The organism is Streptomyces sp. NBC_00576 (genome assembly GCF_036345175.1).
In the GTDB taxonomy this organism is placed as follows: domain Bacteria; phylum Actinomycetota; class Actinomycetes; order Streptomycetales; family Streptomycetaceae; genus Streptomyces.
In genome coordinates this window covers 9972224-9997823 of record NZ_CP107780.1, presented here as the reverse complement: position 1 = coordinate 9997823, position 25600 = coordinate 9972224, and the positions used below count along the sequence as shown (strand labels likewise).

The following is a 25600-nucleotide window of genomic DNA, read 5'->3' as shown; positions in this document are numbered from 1 at the left end:
ATCACACCAGTTCCTTGACCAGCAGCTCGAACCGCAGATCGTCGCGCAGCGGAATACCGAACCGCTCGTCGCCGTACGGGAAGGGGCTCATCTCTCCCGTACGGCGGTAGCCGCGCCGCTCGTACCAGGCGATCAGGTCGTTGCGTACGGAGATCACGGTCATGTGCATCGCCCGCGCGCCCCAGGTCTCGCGCGCCGATCGCTCCGCCTCGGCGATGATCACCTTGCCGAGGCCTGCCCCCTGGACTGCCGGGCTGACCGCGAACATGCCGAAGTAGGCGTGGTCGCCGCGGTGTTCGAGCTGGCAGCAGGCGACCACCCGGCCGTCCTGTTCGACGGTCAGCAGCCGGCTGTCGGGCGACTTGATGACGTCGAGCACGCCCTGCGGATCGGTCCGCTGTCCTTCGAGGATGTCCGCCTCGGTGGTCCAGCCGGCCCTGCTGGCGTCGCCCCGGTAGGCCGACTCGATCAGCGCGATCAGGGTGTCGATGTCGGCCTCGGTGGCGTCACGGAAGGTCGGTCCGGTGGCGGCGGTGTCCATGGCGGCGGTTCTCCGGGTTCTCGGGTTGCTCCTGCACGGCGCGGGCACCGTTGAGGGTAACGCCGATCGCGGGCGCTCCCACTAGGCTCCGGCTGCATGGTGCATGTACTGAGCAGCCGGGTCCTTCTCCACCCCATCGACCCTGAACATTCCCGGGTCTTCTACGGCGAGCGTCTGGGACTCGCCGTCCAGCGCGAGTTCGGGACGGGGCCGGAGCGGGGCACGGTCTACTTTCTCGGCGGAGGGTTCCTGGAGCTCTCGGGACGGGCCGAGGAGCCCCCGTCACCGTCCGTACGGCTGTGGCTCCAGGTGGCGGACGTGACGGCCGCGCACGACGAGCTGGCGTCCCGGGGCGTCGAGATCCTGCGGGGGCCGGTGAAGGAACCGTGGGGGCTCGTCGAGATGTGGATCGCCGACCCGGACGGCACCCGGATCGTGCTGGTGGAGGTGCCGGCCGATCATCCGCTGCGGTACCGGCCCGGAATCTGACGCCCGCGCGGTCAGAACCGCAGCGCACCCAGCCGCCCCTCCAGCCGGCCGAGCAGCTCGCCCAGCAGCCCCGCGAGTTCCCGCTGGGCGGCGCTGTCGATGCCGGACAGTACGGCCGTCTCGTACGTGAGCTGCTCGGGCACCACGCCGTCGACCAGGTCGCGTCCGGCGTCGGTGAGGCGCACGTGGGCGACCCGCCGGTCCCGGGTGTCGCCGCGCCGTTCGACCAGGGCCCGCTCGGTCAGCTGCTTGAGGCGCTTGGTGACGGCGGCCCCTGAGGAGAAGGTCTCGCGGGCGAGTTCGCTCGGGGTCAGTTCATGGCCGGTGCGCCTCAGTGCGCAGAGCAGCTCGAACTCGGGGCGGGTGAGTCCTACCCGGCGCAGCGGAGCGTCCTCGGCCTGCTGAAGAAGGGCGGCGCAGCGGTTGATACGGCCGATGATCTCGATGGGTCCGGTGTCGAGGCCGGGATGAACGGCCTGCCACTGCCTCACCACTGCGGCCACGGTGTCGTCCGCCCGGCCGGGAGAGGTCCGCGCCCCGGTCTCCGTCTCCTCGCCCGCCGCCCCTCTCCCGGGCGCCGCGCCCCCGTTCACTGCCGTCATGGCCGTACGTCCTCCGTCGCGCTGTCGTCCGTGCGTCTACTGGTGTCCGCCTACGGGCGTAGCCCCGGGCCTTGTGCCGTCGCCGCGAGCGTACGGTGTCCGGACCGTTCGGCGAGCACGACCCGCTCCTGGGGGCGGGTGCGCTGCCGCCACTCGCCGGCCGCCGCGTCGGCGGCGGAGCGCAGGTCGGCGAGGGCGGCGGCAAGGCTTCGCCGGGCGGCGTCCAGGGCTGCGGGTACAGGGTGTACGTCCGTCAGAGCGCGTTCGGCGTGGGCGCGGGCGTGTTCGACCGCCGTGAGCGCGTGCTCTACGCGGTCGCCCGCGCGGTGGTTGGTGACCGCGACGGCCGCGCCGAAACCGAACAACGCGCCGACGAACGTGTCCATGATCCGCTCGGTCATCAGACGGCCGGGTTCCTGGAACCCCGCGAACTCGGTGACGAGCAGCGCCACCGGAGTCACACAGACGCTGCCGAGCCAGTAGTTGCGGCTCATCAGCGCCTCGATGGCGAAGCTGAGCGCGAGGCAGCACAGAACGAGGGCGATGGGGCCGAGGTGCGCCAGTGGCACGACGGCGGCGAAGAGCAGTACGCCGACGAGGTTGCCGACGGTCCGCTGCACGGCCCGGTGCCAGGTGAGCGTGACGTTGGCCTGATAGAGGGAGGCCGCGGTGACGAGGGCCCAGTAGGGGCGGCCGACACCGAGGGCGAGGGAGGTGCAGCCGGCGAGGGCGCAGCCGATGGCGGTGCGTGCGGCGAGGGGCGCGAGGGGGCCGAGCCTGGTCCACAACGACTGGGGCGGGACGGCGGGTTCGGGGTCGAACGGCTTCCCGCCGAGGGGTTCGCCGAACGTCGGGAGCGGTCCGTCGCCGCGCAACTCCCGTGCCCAAGCACGCAGTTCGTCAGGCCTGCTCGTGGCGGGGGCGGCGAGCATGAACTCGGCCCGCACAAGTAGCCGTTCGAGGGCGCGCCGGGTGGTGGCGCGAGCGGTGCCCGGGCGCCCACCGGCCGACGTCAGCGTCTGCCGCGCCGTTTGGACCGCGGCATCGGCGGCGACCCGCGAACGGACGTACCCGTGGCCACCGATGCCGTCGCCGGTGCCGTACGCCTCGGCGTGAGCGGCGACGGCGTTCAGGGCATGGGCCGTCGCCCGGCGCTCCGGGCCGTGCGGGCGGACGAGGCCGGGAGCCATGCCGACGAGCCAGGCCCAGCCGCCCGCCCCGGCGGCCAGCGCCAGGTGGCCGGGCACCTGACCGAGCGTCTGCGGGGCGAACAGCGCGGCGGACGACACGAACGTGAGCACCACGTTCGCCGGCGGCCCGATGCGCGTGGCGTCGCACAGCGTCTTCTGCACGGCGGCCAACAGCGCGCCCACGGCGACCAGGACGACGGCGTTGTCAGCGAGCGAGGCGGTGACGAGGGCGACCGCCAGTCCGGCGAGCATGCCGAGGACCACTCCCGCCAGGGCACGGGCCCGGGCGGCGTACGGGCGGTTGTGGGCGTAGAGCGCGCACAGGGCCCCGGCCATGGTGTACATCGCCAGGTCCAGACGGTCGAGCGCCGCCAGGGTCAGACAGGGCGGAGCGGCGGCGGCAAGCACGCTCAGGGCCGGCTTGAACCAGATGTCGGACAGCCGGCCGACACTCAGGACGCCGGTCAGCGAGAGGCGCCGCGGGGACCGGGAGGCGGCGGAATCAAGGCTCGCTTCAGGGCTCACGAGAAGAGATTAGCAGGTGTTTTATCTGTAAAACATAGCCTCTCACCTGCGGTGCTCCGGCGTACGCTCCCCCGCGTACACCCTTGCGCTCGTATGCGCACCGCCCGGCGCGGGCATCCCTTCAACAGAGGTCTCAGGGGCGGGATCGAGGGGGAGATTCGTGTGCACGGTCCGGCTTCGCCCGGGTGGCTGCTGGTCGCGCTGTGCGCGGCGACCGGGGCGTACTGCCTGCTGCGGATGCGCAGCACCGTCGAGGAACAGCGCCGGGCCGCGGGCGGCGAGGCGCTGATGGGCTTCGGCATGGCCGCGATGGCCGTGCCCGCCGCCGTACTCACCCCGCCGCGCTGGGCCTGGCTGGTGTACGCGGCCGTGTTCGGTACCGCCGCGCTGCGCGCCCTGTGGGCGGCCCGCGCCGGGCCGCACCATCTGCACCACCTGATGGGCGCGTTCGCCATGGCCTACATGGCGGCCGCGATGGCCGCCGCCCCCGGCCACCACCATGGATCGGGCAGCTCCGGGACCCCTCTGCTGACGACGGCGTTGCTCCTGTACTTCATCGGGTACGTGCTGCTGTCCGGCGTCCGCCTGGTGTCCGTACCCGTCCTGGCCGTCGACGGCGGGGGCCGGACGGGCTCGCCCAGCTGGGGCGACCGGCCCGAACTGGCGCACGCCTGCCGTCTGTCCATGGGCATCGCGACGGTCGCCATGCTGATCACGCTCTGACTGTACGAAACCGTGGTCTGCGTCACTTTGCCGCGACGGACCGTAGGTCTGAGCGCCGCCCCGCTCATAGGCTGCACCCATGATGGTCCCCGCGGCACTGTTGCTGCTCGGCGCGCTGACCGCCGTCGTCGCCCCGCGGCTGCTCGCCCGCGCCGACTGGCCGGACCGCGAACCGGTGGTCGCCCTGTGGGTGTGGCAGTGCGTGGTGGCGGCCGTACTGATGTGCTGCGCGCTGTCGATGACGCTGAGCGCGGCGGCGGCCTGGCAGGCCGTTCGCGGCCATGTGTTCGCCCCGGCGCCGCACGCGGTCGTGGAGGCCTATGTCCTCGGCGCCTCCCGCCCATGGGCCGCGACGACGGCCGTGACGCTCGCCTGCGGCGGGCTGTGGACCGCGGCGATGCTGATCCGCGAGGTCGTCCGGGCGCGCAGCCGGCGCAGGCTGCGGCGTACCGAACTCCTCGTCCGCGCACCGCTGTTGCCCGGCGAGGAGCCGCGCCCCGACCGGCTCGTGGTCCTGGAGGGCGAGCGCGCCGACGCCTGGTGGCTGCCCGGCACCGCACCCGGGCTGGTCGTCACCACGGCCGCGCTGCGCCGCCTCAAGGGACGTCAGCTGGACGCCGTACTCGCGCACGAGCAGGGGCACGCGCGGGCCCGCCACGACTGGCTGCTGCACTGCTCGGGGGCGCTGGCCAACGGGTTTCCGCAGGTGCCGGTCTTCGCCTCGTTCCGGGACGAGATGCACCGGCTGGTGGAACTCGCCGCCGACGACATGGCCTCCCGTCGCTTCGGCCGCCTGACGACCGCCCTCGCCCTGGTCGAACTCAACGAGGACCGGGGGGTGTTCGGTCCGTCCCCGACCCCGCAGGCCCATGTCCCGCTGCGGGTGCACCGGTTGCTGACGGCACCGGACCGGCTGACGGCGGGCCGCCGGCTGCGACTGACGGCGGCTGCGGCCCTGGTGCCGGTGATCCCGGTACTGGTGGCGTTCGTACCGGGGTTGCGGGCACTCGGGTAGCACGTCGCCGTACACCTGGTTGGCCTCCCGCCCGGCGCGTCGGCGAGGATCGCACCATGCCTTCCCCCCACCTCGCCCCCCGACTTCGACACCCGGCCCGTCAACCGGCCGTCCGCGTCGCCGTCGCCCTGGCCCTCGCGTCCGTGCTGCTGCTGTCCCTGGTCGCCGTGGACTGGCACCCGTTGATCGCCCTCGACGGCGACATCGCGCGCGCCACCCATCGGTGGGCGGTCGACGAACCCGGGCTCACGCACACCTTCCGGATCCTCACCGACTGGGTGTGGGACCCGCTGACGATGCGCCTGCTGTGCGCGGCCGTGGCGGTGTGGCTGGTGTGGCGGCACTCGGCGTGGTGGCTCGCGCTGTGGCTGGTGGCCACCTGTGCGCTGGGCACACTGCTGCAGCAGGGGCTGAAGGCGGCGGTCGGCCGCGCCCGGCCCGTCTGGCCCGATCCCGTCGACTCCGCGCACTACGCGGCCTTCCCCTCCGGCCACGCCATGACCGCCACGGTGGTGTGCGGACTCCTGCTGTGGCTGCTGGGCCGCTACGGCGCCGGGCGCGTCCTGTGGCGTACGGCGGTCACTGTGGCTGTGGTCTCGGTCGCGGGCGCCGGCCTGACCCGGATCTGGCTCGGCGTCCACTGGCCCTCGGACGTGCTCGGCGGATGGCTTCTCGGGGCACTCATGGTGGCGCTGGCAGTGGCGTCGTACGCGCGGTTCGAGCGGGCGCCCGAGCGGCGCTGACCTCGGAGGTCAGCCGTCGCGCAGCGCCCCGAGGATCTCGCTCAGCGAGCCCGTCAGCCGCTCGTGGTCGGCCGGTGCGAGCGGTGCGACGAAGTACCGCTCGACGACCTGGCCGTGGATCTCCGCGGCACGGAGGAACACGGCAGCACCGTGATCGGTCGCTTCGACCAGGACGCTCCGGCGGTCCTCCGGTGACGGAACGCGACGGACCAGAGCGGCCTCTTCCATGCGGTCGATCAGCCGGGTGACGCCACTGCTGGTGAGCGTGAGGTCGCCGGCGAGCACTCGCTGCGAGACCTCCTCGTCCGGCTGCCGGCAGAGCCTGATGAGGACCTCGAACATCGTGTGAGTGATGCCGCACTCCCGCCGCAGGACGCTGTCGAGACGTTGTTCCAGTCGCATCGCGACCTTGATCAGCAGCCCGAAGTCCTGAATGAGCGGGCTGCTGGCAGCGCGGGCGGTCTCCCCGCCCCGCCGGGTTTCGGCATCCACCTGTTCCGTGTCCTCTCGCACTGGAGGCCCCCGTCCGAGCCGCCGACCCGACTTTACTTCTCAGTCACCTACCGATGTCTCAATTACTGAGCAGTCAATTGCTGAGCAGTCAATGAAACCCTATGGTGTGCGAACCACCGGGGGAATCCGAGGAAGGGGACATCTGTGGACCTGCAGCACTGGCTCGGCCGGGCCGACGACGCGATTCAGAAGTGGGCCGGCACCTTCGGCCCCTATCAGCCCCACCCGTCCCTGCACGTCGACGAGGACAGGTTCGCCGCCGCCTTCGAGGAGTTCACCGGGCGGCTGAAAGACAACTATCCCTTCTTCCACCCGCGTTACGCGGGCCAGATGCTCAAGCCTCCGCACCCCGCCGCGGTGGTCGGCTACCTCACCGCGATGCTGATCAACCCGAACAACCACGCCCTGGACGGCGGACCCGCCACCGCGGCGATGGAACGTGAGGCCGTCGCGCAGCTCGCCGCGATGTTCGGCTACGACACCCACCTCGGCCACCTCACCACCAGCGGCACGATCGCCAACCTCGAAGCCCTGTTCGTCGCCCGGGAACTCCACCCCGGCCGGGGCGTCGCCTACAGCGCCGAGGCCCACTACACCCACGGCCGCATGTGCCACGTCCTCGGCATGAAGGGGCATCCGATTCCCACCGACGGGCAAGGCCGTATCGACATGGGCGCGTTGGAGGAGGTCCTTCGCACCGGGGACGTCGGCACGGTCGTCCTCACCGCCGGGACCACCGGCCTCGGCGCCGTCGATCAGATACACATCGCTCTCGCCCTCAGGGAGCGCTACGGCGTCCGTCTCCACATAGACGCCGCCTACGGCGGTTTCTTCACGCTGCTCGCCGGCGCCGACACCCCCGAAGGTCTCCCGGCCGAGCCCTGGCACGCGATCGCCCAATGCGACTCCGTCGTCGTCGACCCGCACAAGCACGGGCTCCAGCCGTACGGGTGCGGCGCCGTCATCTTCCGCGACCCCGAGGTGGGGCGGTTCTTCCTGCACGACTCGCCCTACACCTACTTCACCTCAACCGAGCTCCATCTCGGCGAGATCAGCCTGGAGTGCTCCCGTGCGGGCGCCTCGGCCGCCGCCCTGTGGCTCACCTTCCAGCTCCTCCCGCCCACGCCCACCGGACTGGGCCGTGTCCTGGCGGCCGGCCGCCGCGCCGCGCTGCGGTGGGCCGACCTGATCGACGAGTCCGGCGTCCTTGAGCTGTACCAGCGGCCGGAGTTGGACATCGTCAGCTACTTCCCGACAGTGGAACCCGCCACGCTGACCGCCGTCGACGCCGCGTCCGCACGCGTCCTGGCTGACGGCATGACCCATCCCGATCCGGTGTTCCTGAGCACCCTCAGGGCCGACAGCGAGGCCTTCACGGCCCGCCATCCCGGGATCACCGCGGACGCCGACGGGGCGCGCATCCTCCGCAGCGTCCTGATGAAGCCGGAGTCCGAGCAGCACGTCGAGCGTCTCCACGACCGGGTCGAACAGCTCGCCCAGTCGCGCTGATCCGGCCCCGACCGGCTGCTCGGCTTGAGAAAACATCCACTGACCTGCGGAAACGCACAACGGCGGACGAGGCGGGCCGTACGCCGGATAGGGTCCAGCGCATGGCTGCCGTGCTGTTCGACTTCTCCGGGACCCTCTTCCGTATCGAGTCCACCGACTCCTGGCTGCGCGCCGTACTCGCCGAGCAGGGTCTCGCCCTGCCGGAGCCGCAGGTCGCCGTGGCGGCGCGGGCGCTGGAGGCAGCCGGGGCGCTGCCGGGCGGGGCAGCCCCGGAGCGGTTGCCGGAGGAGCTGGCCGGCGTGTGGGGGATCCGCGACGAGAGCGCCGAGCTGCACCGGGCCGCATACACCGGCCTCGCCCGTCAAGTGCCGCTGCCCGACCCTGCGTTGTACGACGCGCTGTACGCGCGGCACATGGCCCCGGCCGCGTGGGCCCCGTACGCCGATGCCGTCGAGGTGCTGGGCGAGCTGCGGGAGCGCGGGATCTCCGTCGGGGTGGTCAGCAACATCGGCTGGGACCTGCGTCCCGTCTTCCGGGCACACGGGCTGGACCCGTACGTCGACGCGTACGTCCTGTCGTACGAGCACGGCGTCCAGAAGCCGGACCCGCGTCTGTTCAAGGTGGCCTGCGAGGCGCTCGACGTCGCCCCGCGCGACGTGCTCATGGTCGGCGACGACCGGCGCGCGGACGGAGGCGCGGCGGACCTCGGGTGCGCGGTGCACTTCGTGGACCATCTGCCGGTGTCGGAGCGGCCGGACGGGCTACGGCCCGTACTGGAGCTGGCCGGCTGATCCCGGCTCCGAGAAGGACACGCCGGCCTGAGGTGATCCCCCGCGTCACCCCAGACAGGCGGCCGCCCGGAACCCCCCGTACGGGTTGCTCCGGCTGCGTCGACCACAGCCAACTGACAAAAAGTCAACGCAGAAGTAACAGCATGTCCCCACGCGGCGCCTCGGTCAATGAGGAATTGGTGTGGCGTTGGCGGGACATGCGCGTCCCGTCGGACACCGAGGTGCCCGACGGGACGCGGGAAAGGGGTTCGCCGGCGACGCTCAGTCGAAGTAGTCCGGCTGCGTCTGGACGTTCAGCTCGGGCACCCGGACCTTCTTGGCCGGGTTCGTTCGCCGGTCGTCGAGCTTCAGGACGTCGAAGCCCTTGGCGATGTCGTTCGAGTAGATGTAGCCGTTGTAGTAGTACGCCGACCAGGGGCCGGCGGTCGTGACGCGGTCGGTGGTCACCGGGCCGCGCTCGAAGTAGGCGATCTCCTTGGGCTTCGAGGAGTTGGTGAAGTCCCAGACGGAGACACCGCCCTGGTACCAGGCCTGGACCATGATGTCCTTGCCCTTGACCGGGATCAGCGAGCCGTTGTGAGCCACGCAGACCTCGGTGTCCGCCTGGTAGCGGGGGATCTTGAAGTAGCTCTTGAAGACGAGCTTGCGCTTGTCGCCCTTGCCAACGATGTCGTAGATGCCGTCGGCGCCGCGGTTCGGCCCGATCTGCGCGTTGCAGGTGGCCGCCCCGCCACCGCCCAACTCGTCGGTGAAGACGACCTTGTTGGCCTTCTGGTTGAAGGTCGCCGAGTGCCAGAACGCGAAGTTGACGTTGTCCTGGACCCGGTCGATGACCTTCGGGTGCTCCGGGTCCTTGATGGAGAACAGGATGCCGTCGCCCATGCAGGCGCCCGCCGCGAGGTCCTTGGAGGGCAGCACGGTGATGTCGTGGCAGCCGGTGGTCTTGGAGACGCCCGGGTTGGTGGGCGAGCCGGGGTTGCCACCGCCGTCGGGGCCCTCACCGGGGAAGAGGACCGGGAAGCCGACAACTGCCGCCTTCTCGGGGGCCTTTCGCGGCACCTTGATGACCGAGATGCCGTCGTGCGGCGGCTGGCAGTCGGGGAAGGTGGCGCTCGGCGAGTACGAGGAGACGTAGATGTAGACGTTCTTGCGCTCGGGCACCAGCGTGTGGGTGTGCGAGCCGCAGGCGGTCTCCACGGCGGCGACGTACTTCGGGTTCGCCTTGTCCGTGATGTCGAAGACCTTCATGCCCTCCCACGACGACTTCTCGGTCGCGGGCTGCGACGTGCTGTTGCAACTGCTGTCGTTGCGCGAGGAGTCGGTGGACAGGAAGAGCAGGTTCCCGGAGACGGAGATGTCGTTCTGGCTGCCGGGGCACAGTACCTGCGAGACGGTCTTCGGGGCCTTCGGGTTGCTGATGTCGAAGACGCGGAAGCCATCGTAGTTGCCGGAGAAGGCGTACTTCCCCTGGAAGGCGAGGTCCGAGTTGGTGCCCGGCAACGCGTCCTTGGGGATGTTGGTGAGGTGCGTGATGTTGTCGGAGTGGACGATCTCGTCCACTCCGGGTATCTCACCCTCGGCCAGGGCTTTTTTGACCTGGGTCTGGACGCTCTTGGAGATCTTCTCCGACACCGTCGGGCCGTCCCCCGGGTCGGGGGTCGCGGCCGCGGGGCCGGCGGTCAGCAGCGCGGCCAGGAGTCCGGTCGCGGCGGCGACAACTCCCAGACGTCTGTGCCGCGTTCGGGAATCATTTAACAGGGTCACTGCTTCCTCCCTGGTAGCCGTTCGAGTCAGAACGGTTCACGGTCCTCCGAAGTATCGTCTTCATCATGCACCGATCAAAAGGGAGCAACGCACTTGTAATGAAAGTTTCTGATCACTGGCGAATGGAAGCGTGCTAGGACGGACACAGAACTCACGAGGTTTCCCCCAACTCACCTGACACAGGAGGCTGTTGTGCCCGTCCGTCGCGCGTCCCGTACCTTCCGCCCGGTCCTGGTCGCGCTCACGCTCACCCTCACGCTCGGTGCCTGCGACTCGGACTCATCCTCGGACGCGGACGCCAAGTCCCCGAAAGCGACCGGGCCTTCGGTGATCGCACCCGGCCTGCCCGGTGAGGCGGCGCAGACACTCTCCCCGGAGGAAGCGAAGGCGCAACTGCCGGACGACTCTCCCAACTCGGCGGATTTCTCGTACGCCCGCAGGATGATCGAGCACCACGCCCAGGCGATCGAGATCACCGAACTCGTGCCGAAGCGCGCCCGCTCCACACCGGTGAAGCGGCTGGCCGAGCGCATCGCCGCCGCTCAGCGCCCCGAAATCGCCGCGATGCAGGGCTGGTTGGAGGACAACGGCAGCGACGACAGGCCCACCGAGCACGCCCACGAGGCGATGCCCGGCATGGCGACCGAGGCGCAGCTCGACAAATTGCGCGCGGCGAAGGGGAAGGCGTTCGACGAGCTGTTCCTGACGTTGATGATCACGCATCACGAGGGGGCCGTGACCATGGCCACCGAGGTGAAGGGGCAGGGCAACAACGTCCGGGTCGAGGAGATGGCCGACGATGTGATCGCGCAGCAGACGACCGAGATCAACAGGATGCGCGGAATGTAGTCGCCGCAGTGCGCCGAGTTGGACCGGCCTCCCCCAGGAAACCCGTGCTCAGCGCCGGGCATGACGGGGCGTCAGGAAACCGGCGTCACGGGCCTGCGAGATCAGCCTGAGCGACCGGCGCCGACTGTGCCCGGTCGCGCACATCACGGCGAGAACAGGGTCGGCGCCCTCTTCCTGGGCCGCGCGGTACTCCTCCGCGACCTGCCAGCGCCCCTCGATGCCGCGCGGCCAGGCGGGCCGGGCGCGCCGGGGCCGCAGGTACACGTCAGCCTTCCCGACCGCTGCGGGCCCGTCTCCGCACGCCTCGAAGAGCGGCCCCTCGATCCAGTCCGCGAGCGCCGACAGATCGCCGAGCGAGAGCGCCGGCTGCGCCCGTACGTCCTCGATGGAGACGCCCGCCTCGCGGACCACGGCGAGTACGTCGACCTGGGCGCCGTCGGTGAAAGCGAGCCGGACGTCGAACCACGCCGTCGTCGCCGAGCCCTCGTGCTCCCGCACTTCCCAGGCGGGCCGGACCGTCACCGCGCCCTCGGTCGGGCAGCGGCCGGAAAGATTAAGAAAGGATGCTTCTAGCACATACGGAACGTAACCGCATCATCACATTCCATACGAGTGGACACGCGCGCCCACCGCGCCCGGCACCCTGTCAGCGCAGCTGAGACGGTGCGATCCTGAAGGTGTCAGCAACAGCAGGTTCCGCAGTATCCCGCAGTAAGGGGTTTGCCGTGCTGCGTGTCGCCGTCGTGGGTTCGGGTCCGAGCGGGGTCTACACCGCCCAGAGCCTGGTCCAGCAGGACCCGGAGGTGTTGGTCGACGTCCTCGACCGACTGCCGGCGCCGTACGGTCTGGTGCGGTACGGCGTCGCGCCGGACCACGAGAAGATCAAGTCTCTGCAGAACAATCTCCGTACGGTCCTGGAGCATGAGCGGGTGCGTTTCCTGGGCGGTATTCGGGTCGGTTCCGGTCCGGGCGAGCTGCCGGGCGCCCGGCTGCGGGAGCTGTACCACGCGGTGGTGTACTGCGTGGGCGCCGCCACCGACCGCCACCTCGGCATTCCCGGTGAGGAGCTGCCGGGCAGCTGGTCGGCGACACAGTTCGTGTCCTGGTACAGCGCCCATCCGGACGCGGTCGACGCCGGCTTCGTCCGCGGGGCGCGCTCCGCCGTGGTCATCGGCGTCGGGAACGTGGCGGTCGACGTGGCCCGGATGCTGGCGCGCGGCCCGGCCGAGCTGAGCCCCACCGACATTCCGCAGGCGGCGCTCACCGCGCTGACCGCGAGCCGGGTCACCGACATCCACATGGTGGGCCGGCGCGGCCCCTCGCAGGCCCGCTTCACCACCAAGGAGCTGCGCGAGCTGGGTTCCCTGCCGGACACCCAAGTCGTCGTGGACGAGGCCGAGTTGGCGCTCGATCCGGCGTACGCCGACCCGTCGGGCCTGCCCGCCGTACAGCGCCGCAACGTGGAGGCGCTGCGCGCTTGGGCGGCCCTGCCACCCACGAGCACCGCCCGCCGCATCCGGCTGCGTTTCTTCCGCCGGCCGGTGGAGTTGCTCGCTGCCGGGGGCCGGGTGGGTGCGGTCCGTTTCGAGCGGACGGTGCCGGACGGGAGCGGCGGGGTGACGGGCTCAGGGCAGTACGAGGACATCGAGGCGCAGCTCGTGCTCCGCTCGGTCGGCTATCGCGGCGTCCCGCTCGAAGGGCTGCCGTTCGACGCGGCCCGCGGCACCGTGCCGCAGCTCGCGGGCCGCGTCCTGCGCGACGGCAGCCCCTCCCTGGGCGAGTACGTGGCCGGCTGGATCAAGCGCGGCCCGACCGGCGTCATCGGCACCAACCGCCCCTGCGCCAAGGAGACGGCGACGTCCCTGCTCGCGGACGCCGCAGTGCTCGTACGGCAGGAGCGACCCGAGGATCCGCTGACGGTGCTGCGCGCGGAGGGGTTCCGCCCGGTGGAGTGGGCGGGCTGGGAGGCCATCGAACGGGCCGAGGCGGAACTGGGCGCCACACTGGGGCGGGGCGTGGTGAAGCTGCCGGACTGGAACTCCCTGATGTCCGCAGCACGCGCTGCGGACATCCCCTAGAGGCGCGGGGCTGTGCTGAATTTGCGTACCGCCTCGCGGGCGCGCCCAGCCCCCACGACGGCCCGCAGATGACACACCGCCTCCGTCGGCATGACCGCCGGCGGCATCTCGCCGACGGGCTGCGGGCCGACCACAACCTGACGGTCGTGGCGGTCTCGGTGGCCGTGGGCATGCTGCCCGTCGGTGTGCCGACGGTGTACGCGAAGTTCCCGGACTGGTTCCAGACGGTCATGAACAGCGGGATCAGCGCGGGCTGCCTGACGGCGATCGTGCTGAACCTGCTCTTCAACCACCTTGCGGGGAAAGGCGGTTCAGCCGACGGCAACACCGCTGGAGCTGCCGGCCTGGCGGACGGCGGCGGCCAGAACGCTGTCGAGAAGCCCCGGGAAGAGGCCGTCCAGGTCGTCCCGGCGCAGGCCGTTCATCTTGGCCGTCCCCCGGTAGACCTGCCGGATCACCCCGCTCTCGCGCAGCACCCGGAAGTGGTGCGTGGTCGTGGACTTGGTGACCGGCAGCACGAAGTGCGAACAGGAGAGCTCGTCGCCGGTGGCGGCGAGCTCTCGCACGATCTGGAGCCGCATCGGGTCGGAGAGCGCGTGCAGCACACCCTCCAGCCGGATCTCCTCACGCACCGGGTGCGGAAGATCGCGGCTACCGGGGGCGGGGGCTGCGGTGGTCACGGCGGCTCCACTTCCTCTATGTCTTCATCTTCGTCTTCATCTCGGGAATCTCATTGTACGAGAACTATCGTAGTTTGACATTCACCGTACTACGATGCCTATCGTACGAGTCGTCCAGTGACCTCGTGACGTACGACGAGACGAAGGGAGTCCGCCCGTGAGCGCGCTCTTCGAGCCCTACCGCCTCCGCGACCTGACCATCCCCAACCGCGTGTGGATGCCCCCGATGTGCCAGTACTCGGCGGCGCCCGAGGGCCCGGAGACCGGCGCCCCGAACGACTGGCACTTCGCGCACTACGCGGCGCGCGCCGCCGGCGGCACCGGCCTGATCGTCGTCGAGGCGACCGCCGTCAGCCCCGAGGGCCGGATCACCCCGTACGACCTGGGCATCTGGAACGACACGCAGGTAGAGGCATTCCGCCGGATCACCCGCTTCCTGGTCTCCCAGGGAACCGTGCCCGGCATCCAGCTCGCCCACGCCGGCCGCAAGGCCTCCACCGGACTGCCCTGGAAGGGCGGTGCGCCGCTCGGCCCGGACGCGCTCGGCTGGCAGCCAATCGGTGCGAGCCCGTTGCCGTTCAACGAGGAGCACCTGGTTCCGACCGAGTTGACGGCCGATCAGATCCAGCACACGGTCGGCCAGTTCGCGGACGCGGCGCGGCGCGCCCTCGACGCGGGCTTCGAGGTCGCCGAGATCCACGGCGCGCACGGTTACCTCATCAACGGCTTCCTGTCCCCGCACTCCAACCACCGCACCGACGCCTACGGCGGCTCGTACGAGAACCGCGTCCGCTTCGCGCTCGAAGTCGTCGACGCCGTACGGGAGGTGTGGCCCGACGACAAGCCGCTGTTCTTCCGTGTCTCGGCGACCGACTGGCTGGACGACGGCGGCTGGAGCGCCGACGACACCGTGCGTTTCGCCGCCGACCTCCACGCCCACGGCGTCGACCTGCTGGACGTCTCGACCGGCGGCAACGTCTCCGGCGTACGCATCCCTACCGGCCCGGGCTACCAAGTCCCCTTTGCCGCACGGGTGAAGGCCGAGACCTCGCTGCCCGTCGCCGCCGTGGGGATGATCACCGATGCCGAGCAGGCCGAGAAGATCCTGGCCAACGGCGAGGCCGACGCGGTGCTGCTCGGCCGCGAACTGCTGCGCAACCCGTCGTGGGCCCGGCACGCGGCCCGTGAACTGGGCGGCGAGGTGCATGTGCCGGACCAGTACCACCGGTCCGTCTGAGTCACGTAAGTCCCTTGGATTCTCAGGGAGTTGGTTGCTCAGGGAGTTGGTTGCTCAGGGAGTTGGCGGCAGCGCCTGTTCCGCCCAGATGGTCTTGCCCGTGCCCGTCGGGCGGGTGCCCCAGCGGTCGGTGAGCTGGGCGACCAGGAGGAGGCCGCGCCCGCCCTCGTCGAAGGTGCGGGCCCGGCGCAGATGCGGCGAGGTGCTGCTGGCGTCGGAGACCTCGCAGATGAGGGTGCGGTCGCGGATCAGCCTCAGCTGGATGGGGTCGCCGCCGTAGCGGATGGCGTTGGTGACCAGCTCGCTCACCACCAGCTCCGTGACGAAGGCGGCCTCGTCGATGCCCCAGCGGGTCAGCTGGTCGGTGACGTGTTTGCGGGCGACGGCGACCACGGCCGGGTCGGCGGGCAGGTCCCAGACCGCGACCTGTTCGGCGTCCAGGGCACGGGTACGGGCGACCAGCAGGGCGACGTCGTCACCCGGTTTATCCGGGAGCAGGGAGCCGAGCACCGTGTCGCAGACGTCCTCCAGAGTCTCGGCCGGTGCGGCAAGTGCCGTACACAGGGCGGCCGTTCCGGCGTCGAGGTCACGATCACGGGCCTCGACCAGGCCGTCCGTGTAGAGGGCGAGCACAGCACCCTCTGGCAGCTCCAGCTCGGTTGCCTCGAAGGGCAGCCCGCCGACGCCGAGCATGGGACCCGCGCTCACCTCGACCACCTCGACCCTGCCGTCGGGGTACAGGACGACGGGCGGCGGGTGCCCGGCGGCGGCGAGCGTGCAGCGCCGGGACACCGGGTCGTAGACCGCGTACAGACACGTCGCGCCGATCTCGCCCGACTCGCCGCTCTCGTCCGTCCCCAGGTGGCCGACCAGATCGTCGAGGTGGGTGAGCAGCTCGTCGGGAGGCAGATCGACGTCCGCCAGCGTCCAGACCGCCGTACGCAGCCTGCCCATGGTCACCGAGGCGTGCAGACCGTGACCGACGACGTCCCCGACGACCAGCGCCACCCGGGTCCCGGACAGCGGGATCACGTCGAACCAGTCGCCGCCGACGCCCGCCTGGGACAGCGCGGGCAGATAACGGGAGGCGAACTCGACGGCCGCCTGACCGGCCACCGTCTGGGGCAACAGGCTGCGCTGGAGGGCCAGGGCGGTGGTGCGCTCGCGGGTGTAGCGGCGGGCGTTGTCCACGCACACAGCCGCGCGGCTGGCCAGTTCCCGGGCCAGTGACGCATCGTCCTCGTCGAAGGCGTCGGGTTTCTCGGGGGTCAGCAGCCGCACGAACACGGCCACGCCGAGTGTCGTACCGCGCGCCGTCAGCGGTACGGCCAGCAGCGCGAGGTCGTGGCTGTCCGTGCCGCTGTCGGTGCGCAGTTTCGCGGAGCGCGCCGTGTGCCGACCGAACCACCGATCAAGGTCCGGGTCGCCGGTGCGGGCGAAGACGGGCAGGCCGGTGACGAGAGCGCGGGCGGGCGGCGAGTACGGCGGGTAGACATCCGCGACGCCGAGGCCGATCGCCGCCTCCGGCGCCCCGGCCGTGAGCGAGTGGTGGGCGACCCGGCGCAGCTCCACACCGGCATCCACCTGCCCCACCACCGGTTCGTCACCCTGGAGCACCGAGTCCAGCAGGTCCACACTGGCGAAGTCGGCGAGCCGGGGCACGACCAGCTCGGCGAGCTCCCGGGCGGTCCGGACGACGTCGAGCCGGGTACCGATGCCCGCGGCTGCCTCGTTCAGCATGGCCAGTCGCTGCCTCGCCCAGTACTGCTCACTGCTGTCGAAGGCGGCGAGCGCGACGCCGAGCACTTCGTCGGCCGGATCCCGCAGCGGCCACATCTCGGTGGTCCAGGCGTGCATGCGCCGCCCCGAGGGCGACCGGGTCCAGCTCTCGTAGTGGACCGGCTGCCCCGTCTCCGCCACGATCTGCAGATGACGCAGGAAGCCCCGGCTGTGCTCGGCGTCCTCGACGGTGTCGGGGAAGTAGCGGTCCAGGAACTCGGCCTCGGGCTGCCCCATGACGGCACAGGCGATGTCGTTCATCCGCAGATACCGCTGCTCGGTGTCGAAAACGGACATCGACATGGAGGCCTGCCGGAACGCGAGCTCGCCGAGGGCCCGCGCGGCGTCATCGGGCGTCACGGTGACGACGTAGGCCCGCCGCTCGCCCGCCACCGGACACAGCCGCAGCGCCAGCTCCACGCGTCGCCCGTCCCGGTGCCGGACGGCCACGACGGCGGTGCCGGACGTGCGCAGCTCCCGCCAGGCCGCACGGGGGTCGTCGGCCACCAACTCCGCCGCAGGGCGCCCGGTGACCTCGGTGGTGGTGTACCCGGTGAGCCGGCGGGCGCCCTCGCTCCAGCCCGTGAGAGTGCCGCGCGCGTCGATCACCGCCAGCGCGTCACCGATCGGGACCACCCGTTCCTTCCCGCGCGGCCCATTCACCATATGCCCAAGAATGCGGGCATTGGTGACTGTCATCAACCCGGGATCAGCTCTTCCTGAACCAGTACGCGGGAACGGCGGCGGCCAGCGTCCGGTACCCCTCGGGGTTCAGATGCAGCCAGTCCCCGTCGTGGAGGTCCGCGCGCAGCCGCCGCGGGTCGGCAGGATCGCGGACCGCCCGGTCGAAGTCGACGACGGCGTCGAATGCGCCACCGGTCCGGATCCAGTGGTTGACCGCCTGCCGGGTCGTCTCGCGCAGGCCGCCCGGGTCGTCGTACGGGGTGCTGCCGCCGAAGGGCGTCAGGGTGGCGCCGTATACGCGGATGCCTTGGGCGTGCGCGCGGACGACGATCTGCCGGTAGGCGGCGATGAGGTCGTCGGTGACGCGCTGCTGGGCGGCCGGGGTGGCGTCGGCGGTGCCGATGTCGTTGACGCCCTCGAAGACGATCAGCCAGGAGACGCCGCTGTGCGCCAGGACGTCCCGGTCGAGCCGGGCGAGGGCGTTCGGCCCGAGGCCGTCGTTGAGGACCCGGTTGCCGCCCGCGGCCTGGTTGAGGACGGCGATCCGGTGGCCGCCCGGGAGGCCCCTGAGCCGGTCCAGGAGCTGGTCGGGCCAGCGGTTGTTGCCGTTGGTCGTGGAGCCCCGGCCGTCGGACAGCGAATCGCCCAGCACGGCGACGGCACGCGTGTCCCGCCCGGAGAGCACCTCGACGTCGCTGAGCAGGTACCAGTGGTTGACCGGGGTGGCCCCGGTCAGATCCGGCTCGGCCGTGCCGTCACCGGTGCGGAGGTACGAGGTGGTGCGCGAGCCCGGGTGCGAGGTGAGCGCGAGCGAGGCCTGTCCGTCGGCGAGGTACGTCGTCACGGTCAGGTTGGTCGCGGGGCGCAGCCCGAAGTCCAGCGGGTCGGAGACGACCTGGGCCCCGGCGGGGACGACGGTGGACCGGCGTCCGGCGAACGTCACCTCGCGCAGGGTGCCGGGTTCGACGGCGCTGACCCCGGCCCGGCCGTCCAGCGGGAGGGCGACCGTCACGGTGGTCAGGGGCAGCGGGGTGGTGCCGAAGGCGTTGGAGAAACGCAGCCGGATGCGCTCGCCGCCGGTGGAAACACGCACGGTCTGGCGCAGGGTGGTGTCGACGAGGACGGCGCGCTCCCCGGTGAAGGGCGCGGGCGGCAGGTTGCCGGGCTCGGTGAGCTGTGGCATCGACGTCCAGGTGTTGACCCACTGCGGGGCGGACCGGCCCGGGCCGGCGACCGTCGCCTGCGGGCTCCTGACCAGGGCCACCACGGCGGAGGACGCCACCACGAGGGCCAGCACGAACACGCAGGTGGCGACCAGGTAGGAGAGCGCTGCTCTGGCGGACGGCCGCTGGGGCCGGGGCGACTGCGCGAGGCGGGGCGATTTCACGGGCCGTGCCTTCCTCTGTCCGGACGTCTTCTTCGGATCCGTTGGGCGTCTTCGCCGGATCCGTTGGGCGTTCTTCGGATCGTGTGGAGCGGGAGGTGACCGGGTGCGCGCTCGTGGCACGCACCCGGCCGGGCGGGGCTCAACCGGCCGTGCAGGCCGTTCCGTTGAGCGTGAAGCCGGACGGCGCCGCGCTGTTGCCGGTGTGGCTCGCCTGGAAGCCGATGCCCACGCTCGCCCCGGGCGCGATGGCCGCGTTGTAGGTGACGTTGGTGGCGGTCACCGCACCGGAGGCGGGTGCGTAGGTGGCGCTCCAGCCGGAGGTGATGGTCTGGCCGGAGGGCAGCGTGAAGCCCAGCTTCCAGCCGTTCACGGCCGTCGTGCTGGTGTTGGTGACGGTCACGGACGCGGTCAGCCCGGTGTTCCAGGCGTTGCTCGTGACCGCCACCTTGCAGGGGCCGGCCGGCGGCTGGGGCACGGTCCCGCCACTGTCCAGGCCGAAGAAGGTGATCACGCGGGCGGCCATGCCGGTGGTGATCAGGTTGTGGCCGACGCCCTGGAGGCTGATGGCCTCGACGGGCGCCTTGTCACCGGTGGCGCCGTAGCGGGTGCGGGTCCAGCCCGACTGGGGCGAGTCGGTCGCGGACGGCGTCTGGCCGAGACCCTGCACGTTGGTCCACTGTTTGATCTCCTCCCCGAAGTTGGGGTAGCGCAGGGTGTCGTCCTCGGTGCCGTGCCAGAGCTGCATGCGCGGTCGGGCGCCGGTGTAGCCGGGGTAGGCATTGCGCACCAGGTTGCCCCACTCCTGAGGGGTGTGGATCACCGTCCCCTGAGCGCACTCGCTGTTCCACTCCGAGCCGTTGGTGGTGGCGAAGCAGCCGAACGGCACGCCCGCGAAGGCGGAACCGCCCGCGAAGACGTCTGGGTAGTCGCCGAGCAGGACGTTGGTCATCATCGCGCCCGAGGAGACCCCGGTGGCGAAGACCCTGCTGGTGTCGGCGTTGTAGGTGCGGGTGACCCAGTCGACCATGGACTTGATGCCCACCGGGTCGCTGCCGCCGCCCCGGGTGAGTGCCTGCGGCGAGGCGACGTCGAAGCACTTGCTGCTGCGGGTGACGGACGGGTAGATCACGATGAAGCCGTAGCGGTCGGCCAGCGAGGCGTACTCGGTGTTGGAGTAGAACACCGGGCCGGAGCCTGTGCACCAGTGCACGGCCACCAGAACCGCCGGGCGCGTGGTGACGCTGTCCGGCACGTAGACGTACATCTGCAGGTTGCTCGGATTGGTCCCGAAGTTCGTTATCTCGGTGAGTGCGGCGGCGGCCGCCACGGGGGCTGCCGCAGGCGTCTCGGTACGGGCCGACGCCGCGGGCGCGCTGAGGAATGTTGCCGCGAGTAACGGCAGCAGGCCTGCGAGAAGCGCGACGAGCACCGAACGCAACGGTCTCTTCGCGATGTTGCCGACAGTGGTGGACACGTCCCTGTCCCTTCCTGATCACGGCTCGTGGGGTACGCGTGGCGGAAGTCGAAGTCCCGCTCTGCGGGGCTGCCCGACCGCATCGTGGCATGAGCATGGCTGCCATGGAAGCGCTCCCACACATCGAAAAAATTCGCTGACCAGCGGTTGCAGGACCGATCGGCACACATTGCGCGCAAAGCGTTGACCAGAAAGCGCTTACCCCCTACCTTCCGTTCATCGATGTGACCCATCGATGTCGATCCGAATTCGACGAGACGGCCCCGAAACGCGCACCCCCAGGGACAGTGCACTCCCTGGAGCGTTAACGTCCCCCCACTTCGGGTCCACCGTCACCGCTCCACCAGCTCGCGCGCAGCACGCAACATGGCGCACAACATGGTGAATGAAATTCACATAGCTGATCACCCCCTCGATCAGCCAGCCCTCCCGAAGGGACGCACCCGCATGCGTACACGCCCCCCACGTACACAGAAGCAAAGATCTGCAGTGGCGGCAGCCGTGGCCACCGCTCTCGCGGCCGTCGCCGTTCTGGCCGCCCCCCAGTCGGCCGGGGCGGCCGAGAACGCACCCATCGGATTCGGTGCCGGAACGACCGGCGGCGGCAGCGCCACCCCGGTCACCGTGACGACGCTCGCCGCCTTCAAGACCGCCGTCACGGGCAACGCGGCCAAGGTGGTGCGAGTGAGCGGTCTGATCACTCTGAGCGGCCAGGTCGACCTCGGCTCCAACACCACGGTCCTGGGCGTCGGTTCGTCCTCCGGGTTCACCGGCGGCGGTCTCAGGATCAAGGAGGAGACGAACGTCGTCGTCCGCAACCTCAACATCAGCAAGCCGCTCGCGCCCTCGGACGGCGTGACCGTCCAGGAGTCCACGAAGGTGTGGATCGACCACAACTCCTTCTCCGCGGACCGCACGCACGACAAGGACTACTACGACGGTCTGCTGGACATCAACCACGGCTCCGACAACGTGACGGTGTCCTGGAACACCTTCAAGGACCACTTCAAGGGCTCGCTCGTCGGCCACAGCGACAACAACGCGTCCGAGGACACCGGCCACCTGAAGGTGACGTACCACCACAACCACTTCAACAACGTGTACTCGCGCATCCCCAGCCTGCGGTTCGGCACCGGCCACTTCTACGACAACTACGTCCAGGGTGCCGAGACCGCCGTGCACTCCCGCATGGGCGCCCAGATGCTCGTCGAGAACAACGTCTTCCGTACGACGCTGGTCGCGGTCACCACGAGCCGCAGCAGTGACGTCGACGGATACGCCAACCTGCGCGGCAACGACCTCGGCGGAGCCGCCACAGAGGTCTCGCGGGTCGGCACGTTCACCACCGCTCCGTACAGCTACACCGCGGAGCCGGCCTCGACCGTCGTCGCCTCGGTGACGTCGGGTGCGGGTGCCGGAAAACTCTGACAGCCCTGACAACCCCGCCAGCTCCGACAACCCTGCCGGCTCTGACAGTTCTGGCAGGTCGGCCAACTCCCCATACAGCAAGACCTACCCGGAAGAAGGCATCGGGACATGACTTCTGCTGTACATCCACGCGCGCGCGGGCGCGCACTGACCGGCACTCTGGCCACCCTCGGCCTTACGTTTGGCATGATCATGACTAGTGGCGCGCTCTCTCCGGCGAGCGCCGCGACCTGGCCGACCGCCAACGGCAGCCAGGGCGTCTCCGCGACCATCCCGGTCTCCGGCACCAAGGACTACGGGATGAAGCGTCTCTACGGCACCGGGGACCTCGGGTCCGACAACCAGGACGAGGACCAGGGCCCGATCCTGGAGCTGGCGGCGGGCGCCGTGCTCAAGAACGTCATCATCGGCGCCCCGGCTGCGGACGGCATCCACTGCAAGGGCAGCTGCACGCTGCAGAACGTGTGGTGGGAGGACGTCGGCGAGGACGCCGCCACCTTCCGGGGCAGCTCCTCGTCGAACGTCTACACCATCTCCGGCGGCGGCGCCAAGGAAGCCAGCGACAAGGTGTTCCAGTTCAACGGCGCCGGGACGCTCAACATCTCCAACTTCGCGGCGAAGAACTTCGGCACCTTCGTCCGGTCCTGCGGCAACTGCTCGACGCAGTACAAGCGGACCATCAACCTCACCAACATCGAGGCGACCTGGAAGGGCGGCAAGCTCGCCGGCATCAACACCAACTACGGCGACAGCGCGACCCTGAGGGGCATCACGATCGTCGGGGACTCCAGCAAGAAGATCGTCCCCTGCCAGAAGTACATCGGCAACAACACCGGCAAGGAGCCGACCACGAACGGCTCCAACCCCGACGGCACGTACTGCAAGTACGCGACGAGCGACATCACGTACCGCTGAGCCATCCCCCCTCCGGCGGCTGTACGAGGCGGCCCGCACCCGCCTCGTACGGCCGCCGTCCTCCTGGCTCGCGGACGGCGGCCGGCCGGCCCCGGATCCTCGCGTCAACGGTGCGTACGCACTCACGCTCCCGATTCCGCCTGATGTCAGAGCCGTGTGCCGCGCGCCTGCCAGCGGGTGGGGAACGAGTACTCGTCGGCGGCCGGGGACCCGGTGTGGGGGCCGTATATGCCTCATCCCCGCTCCCCCACCTCCCCCACCTCCCCCGCCTCCCCGCCTCCCCGCCTCCCCGCCTCCCCCGACAAGGGTCAGCGCGTGTTGCGCCCCCACATCGGGTCGAACCGCTCCCAGGCCTCGTCCCACTCCTCCATCCGCCGTCGCTCCAGCCGACCACGCAGCAGTCGCCAGCCGACGTACGGCACGGTCGCCCCGCTCGCGCCCGCCAGGGCGCCGACCAGCGCGGCTCTGAGGCGGGCCTCGGACTCGGTGGCGGGCTTCGTCACCAGGCGGCCCTGCGGGTCCGTCCAGACCGTCGCCGCGGTGCCCGCGGTGCTGCCCGAGTCGACGCGGGCCTGGCCCGAGTGCCGGGAGCCGTCGGCGGCGCTCCAGCGGACCTTCGCCCACACCTGCTCGCTGCCGACGGTGCCGGGCGCGTCCTCGACGACCAGCGCCGTCACCGGTCGCCACTCGGCGCGCTCTCTCGCCAGCCCCTGTTCGACGGAGTGGGTCGCCACCAGACCGACAAGGACTCCGGTGAGCGCGATAAGTGCCCAGGTGGCCAGTGCGGCCCATCCCTCCACGGCATCCACGCGGCGTCTCAGCGGATTGCGCCGCCAACGCCACAGCCACACCCTCGGACCACGGAATGCCGCCATCGAAGGCATCCTCCTCACGCGCACACGGACATGCCCTGCCGTCCTCCCATACGCGCGAGGTACCGCCGCTGCTCACGGTTCCCCCGAGGTGTCCGTCACACCTCGCCGACAAACCGCTCCGACCTGCGGCGACGCCGTTTCCAGAGGTGACTGTCAGTGGTGGGGTGCAGACTGGCCGATGACTGGACAAAGACGTCCCGGAGGTGATCGGCATGACCGAGGTACTGCTCACGGTCGGCACGCGCAAAGGCCTGTTCATCGGGCACCGGCGCGGTGGCACGTGGGAGTTCGACGACAGCCCTTCTTTCAACGCACAGGCCGTGTACTCGGTCGCGATCGACACCCGGCGCGAGACCCCGAGGCTGCTGGTCGGCGGCGACAGCGCGCACTGGGGGCCGTCGGTCTTCCACTCCGACGACCTGGGCCGGACCTGGACCGAACCGGAGCGGCCCGCGGTCAGGTTCCCCAAGGACACAGGCGCCTCGCTGGAGCGCGTCTGGCAGCTTCATCCGTCGACGGCGGAGGCGGACGTGGTGTACGCGGGCACCGAACCGGCCGCGCTGTACCGCTCCGAGGACCGCGGTGAGTCCTTCGAGCTGGTCCGCCCGCTGTGGGAGCACCCCACCCGCTCCCAGTGGGCACCGGGCGGCGGCGGTGAGGGCCTGCACACGATCGTCACCGACCAGCGCGACCCGCGCGCGGTGACGATTGCCGTATCGGCGGCCGGAGTGTTCCGCACTGCCGACGGCGGCGCGAGCTGGGCGCCGTCCAACTCCGGTGTCTCCGCGGTGTTCATGCCGGATCCGAACCCGGAGTTCGGCCAGTGCGTGCACAAGATCGCGAAGGACTCGGCCAACCCGGACCGGCTCTACCTCCAGAACCACTGGGGGGTGTACCGGAGCGACGACGCGGGCGGGCACTGGACGGACATCGGCGCCGGCCTCCCCTCGACGTTCGGTTTCGCGGTGGCGGCCCATCCGCACCGCGGCGACACGGCGTACGTCTTCCCGATCAACGCCGACGCCGACCGCGTCCCCGCCGACCACCGCTGCCGCGTATTCCGTACGGCGGACGCGGGCACGAACTGGGAACCCCTGTCTGCGGGCCTGCCCCAGGGGGACCACTACGGCACGGTGCTGCGCGACGCGTTGTGCACCGACAACGCGGACCCGGCGGGCGTCTACTTCGGCAACCGCAACGGCGAGGTGTACGCGTCGGCGGACGACGGCGACAGCTGGCAGCAGTTGGCATCCCATCTGCCGGACGTGCTGTGTGTGCGAGCCGCGGTGATCGGCTGAGGACCGGTAACAAAGGATTACGCTCGCTTCTCCGCGAGGGAGTGGACCAGGTTTCGGTAAATCACCTTGGGCCCAAGGACCTGACAACACAAGAGCAGGGCGAGGCCGCCCGGCTGCATCACAACGCTGCCGAGCGGACCTGGTTCATCAGTGCCGTGCACGTCGTGCGCCGCACGGTGATCTCACCGAGCGGCTTTTCCCCCTCCGCCCGCAACACACCGCCGGCGCCTCGGACTCGCCTGGATCGGCCACAGCCTGCTGCCCCGCTGCCGTTCCCGCGACTGCACTCGCAGATCAGGTCAGCCATCATCACCCCCCACCACCGTTGGGAGTGACAGCTGGAACAACGGCATTGGCAAGCCTTCGACCGGGGGAGACCGGCCATGCCGGCGGCCAGCGGCCTGTACCGGGCCTGTCCGGACCGCGACGACCATCAAGGTCCGCCACATCCGATCACAAGTCGACCAAAGTCAGTCCTACAATGCCCTCTTACACCTGCACGCCACCGACG

At 70.5% G+C, this 25600-nt stretch carries 23 protein-coding genes and 1 pseudogene; 13 read left to right on the top strand and 11 right to left on the bottom strand.

Going from position 1 to position 25600, the window contains the following annotated elements:
* Nucleotide 1: 1 nt before the first annotated feature.
* Complete coding sequence (locus OG734_RS43465; RefSeq protein WP_330292881.1) at nucleotides 2-541, bottom strand: GNAT family N-acetyltransferase; 540 nt, start codon at nucleotides 539-541, stop codon at nucleotides 2-4.
* 96 nt (nucleotides 542-637) lie between these two features.
* Between OG734_RS43465 and OG734_RS43460 the strand changes: the two genes are divergently transcribed.
* Complete coding sequence (locus OG734_RS43460; RefSeq protein ID WP_330292880.1) at nucleotides 638-1030, top strand: VOC family protein; 393 nt, start codon at nucleotides 638-640, stop codon at nucleotides 1028-1030.
* An 11-nt stretch (nucleotides 1031-1041) separates the two neighbouring features.
* Here the strand turns inward: OG734_RS43460 and OG734_RS43455 are convergent, their stop codons facing one another.
* On the bottom strand, nucleotides 1042-1632 hold the full coding sequence (locus tag OG734_RS43455; RefSeq protein ID WP_330292879.1) for a MarR family winged helix-turn-helix transcriptional regulator: 591 nt from the start codon (nucleotides 1630-1632) through the stop codon (nucleotides 1042-1044).
* 50 nt (nucleotides 1633-1682) lie between these two features.
* Nucleotides 1683-3347 (bottom strand): FUSC family protein, encoded by a 1665-nt coding sequence (locus OG734_RS43450; protein ID WP_330292878.1) that lies wholly within the window; start codon nucleotides 3345-3347, stop codon nucleotides 1683-1685.
* Between the two features lie 162 nt (nucleotides 3348-3509).
* Between OG734_RS43450 and OG734_RS43445 the strand changes: the two genes are divergently transcribed.
* The 3 genes from OG734_RS43445 to OG734_RS43435 all read left to right on the top strand — a co-directional run bounded on the left by OG734_RS43445 (nucleotide 3510) and on the right by OG734_RS43435 (nucleotide 5828).
* A complete protein-coding gene (locus tag OG734_RS43445; protein ID WP_330292877.1) occupies nucleotides 3510-4070 on the top strand; it encodes a DUF5134 domain-containing protein in 561 nt (186 codons plus the stop codon).
* A 79-nt stretch (nucleotides 4071-4149) separates the two neighbouring features.
* Nucleotides 4150-5085 (top strand): M56 family metallopeptidase, encoded by a 936-nt coding sequence (locus tag OG734_RS43440; protein WP_330292876.1) that lies wholly within the window; start codon nucleotides 4150-4152, stop codon nucleotides 5083-5085.
* A gap of 56 nt (nucleotides 5086-5141) precedes the next feature.
* Nucleotides 5142-5828: a phosphatase PAP2 family protein gene (locus tag OG734_RS43435; RefSeq protein WP_330292875.1), complete on the top strand. Its 687-nt coding sequence runs from the start codon at nucleotides 5142-5144 to the stop codon at nucleotides 5826-5828.
* A 9-nt stretch (nucleotides 5829-5837) separates the two neighbouring features.
* Here OG734_RS43435 and OG734_RS43430 read toward each other — a convergent pair whose 3' ends face one another.
* Nucleotides 5838-6320: a MarR family winged helix-turn-helix transcriptional regulator gene (locus tag OG734_RS43430; protein WP_330292874.1), complete on the bottom strand. Its 483-nt coding sequence runs from the start codon at nucleotides 6318-6320 to the stop codon at nucleotides 5838-5840.
* 165 nt (nucleotides 6321-6485) lie between these two features.
* On the opposite strand from OG734_RS43430, the gene OG734_RS43425 reads away from it, so the two are divergent.
* Together OG734_RS43425 and OG734_RS43420 are read left to right on the top strand one after the other, a co-directional pair.
* A complete protein-coding gene (locus OG734_RS43425; protein WP_330292873.1) occupies nucleotides 6486-7850 on the top strand; it encodes a pyridoxal phosphate-dependent decarboxylase family protein in 1365 nt (454 codons plus the stop codon).
* Nucleotides 7851-7951: 101 nt separating this feature from the next.
* Nucleotides 7952-8641 carry an HAD family hydrolase gene (locus tag OG734_RS43420; protein ID WP_330292872.1) on the top strand — a complete coding sequence of 230 codons (690 nt, stop codon included), beginning with the start codon at nucleotides 7952-7954 and terminating at the stop codon, nucleotides 8639-8641.
* A gap of 261 nt (nucleotides 8642-8902) precedes the next feature.
* Here OG734_RS43420 and OG734_RS43415 read toward each other — a convergent pair whose 3' ends face one another.
* Nucleotides 8903-10405 carry an LVIVD repeat-containing protein gene (locus tag OG734_RS43415; RefSeq protein ID WP_330292871.1) on the bottom strand — a complete coding sequence of 501 codons (1503 nt, stop codon included), beginning with the start codon at nucleotides 10403-10405 and terminating at the stop codon, nucleotides 8903-8905.
* Between the two features lie 192 nt (nucleotides 10406-10597).
* Here OG734_RS43415 and OG734_RS43410 point away from each other — a divergent pair, with 192 nt between their 5' ends.
* Entirely contained in the window at nucleotides 10598-11254 is a 657-nt protein-coding gene (locus tag OG734_RS43410; protein ID WP_330292870.1) for a DUF305 domain-containing protein, read from the top strand.
* Nucleotides 11255-11302: 48 nt separating this feature from the next.
* On the opposite strand, the gene OG734_RS43405 is transcribed toward OG734_RS43410, so the two are convergent.
* A complete protein-coding gene (locus tag OG734_RS43405; RefSeq protein ID WP_330294003.1) occupies nucleotides 11303-11776 on the bottom strand; it encodes a DUF6214 family protein in 474 nt (157 codons plus the stop codon).
* Between the two features lie 203 nt (nucleotides 11777-11979).
* Here OG734_RS43405 and OG734_RS43400 point away from each other — a divergent pair, with 203 nt between their 5' ends.
* Entirely contained in the window at nucleotides 11980-13332 is a 1353-nt protein-coding gene (locus OG734_RS43400; protein ID WP_330292869.1) for an FAD-dependent oxidoreductase, read from the top strand.
* A 122-nt stretch (nucleotides 13333-13454) separates the two neighbouring features.
* Nucleotides 13455-13730: pseudogene (locus OG734_RS43395) on the top strand (purine permease); the annotation flags it as partial.
* Here the strand turns inward: OG734_RS43395 and OG734_RS43390 are convergent.
* A complete protein-coding gene (locus OG734_RS43390) occupies nucleotides 13644-14012 on the bottom strand; it encodes an ArsR/SmtB family transcription factor (RefSeq protein ID WP_330292868.1) in 369 nt (122 codons plus the stop codon). The pseudogene OG734_RS43395 and the gene OG734_RS43390 overlap by 87 nt on opposite strands.
* Nucleotides 14013-14169: 157 nt before the next feature.
* Between OG734_RS43390 and OG734_RS43385 the strand changes: the two genes are divergently transcribed.
* Nucleotides 14170-15249: an NADH:flavin oxidoreductase/NADH oxidase gene (locus OG734_RS43385; RefSeq protein WP_330292867.1), complete on the top strand. Its 1080-nt coding sequence runs from the start codon at nucleotides 14170-14172 to the stop codon at nucleotides 15247-15249.
* 54 nt (nucleotides 15250-15303) lie between these two features.
* On the opposite strand, the gene OG734_RS43380 is transcribed toward OG734_RS43385, so the two are convergent.
* The 3 genes from OG734_RS43380 to OG734_RS43370 all read right to left on the bottom strand — a co-directional run bounded on the left by OG734_RS43380 (nucleotide 15304) and on the right by OG734_RS43370 (nucleotide 20573).
* Nucleotides 15304-17694, bottom strand: a complete 2391-nt coding sequence (locus OG734_RS43380; protein ID WP_330292866.1) for a SpoIIE family protein phosphatase — start codon at nucleotides 17692-17694, stop codon at nucleotides 15304-15306.
* Nucleotides 17695-17737: 43 nt separating this feature from the next.
* Complete coding sequence (locus tag OG734_RS43375) at nucleotides 17738-19030, bottom strand: SGNH/GDSL hydrolase family protein (protein ID WP_330294002.1); 1293 nt, start codon at nucleotides 19028-19030, stop codon at nucleotides 17738-17740.
* Between the two features lie 208 nt (nucleotides 19031-19238).
* On the bottom strand, nucleotides 19239-20573 hold the full coding sequence (locus OG734_RS43370) for an extracellular catalytic domain type 1 short-chain-length polyhydroxyalkanoate depolymerase (RefSeq protein WP_330292865.1): 1335 nt from the start codon (nucleotides 20571-20573) through the stop codon (nucleotides 19239-19241).
* A gap of 447 nt (nucleotides 20574-21020) precedes the next feature.
* Here OG734_RS43370 and OG734_RS43365 point away from each other — a divergent pair, with 447 nt between their 5' ends.
* The gene (locus tag OG734_RS43365; RefSeq protein ID WP_330292864.1) at nucleotides 21021-22001 is read left to right on the top strand and encodes a pectate lyase family protein; all 981 of its coding nucleotides are present in this window, start codon (nucleotides 21021-21023) and stop codon (nucleotides 21999-22001) included.
* Nucleotides 22002-22109: 108 nt separating this feature from the next.
* Complete coding sequence (locus OG734_RS43360; protein WP_330292863.1) at nucleotides 22110-22916, top strand: pectate lyase; 807 nt, start codon at nucleotides 22110-22112, stop codon at nucleotides 22914-22916.
* Between the two features lie 308 nt (nucleotides 22917-23224).
* Here OG734_RS43360 and OG734_RS43355 read toward each other — a convergent pair whose 3' ends face one another.
* Nucleotides 23225-23791: an Rv1733c family protein gene (locus OG734_RS43355; RefSeq protein ID WP_330292862.1), complete on the bottom strand. Its 567-nt coding sequence runs from the start codon at nucleotides 23789-23791 to the stop codon at nucleotides 23225-23227.
* A gap of 212 nt (nucleotides 23792-24003) precedes the next feature.
* On the opposite strand from OG734_RS43355, the gene OG734_RS43350 reads away from it, so the two are divergent.
* A complete protein-coding gene (locus OG734_RS43350; RefSeq protein WP_330292861.1) occupies nucleotides 24004-25089 on the top strand; it encodes a WD40/YVTN/BNR-like repeat-containing protein in 1086 nt (361 codons plus the stop codon).
* Nucleotides 25090-25600: the final 511 nt, after the last annotated feature.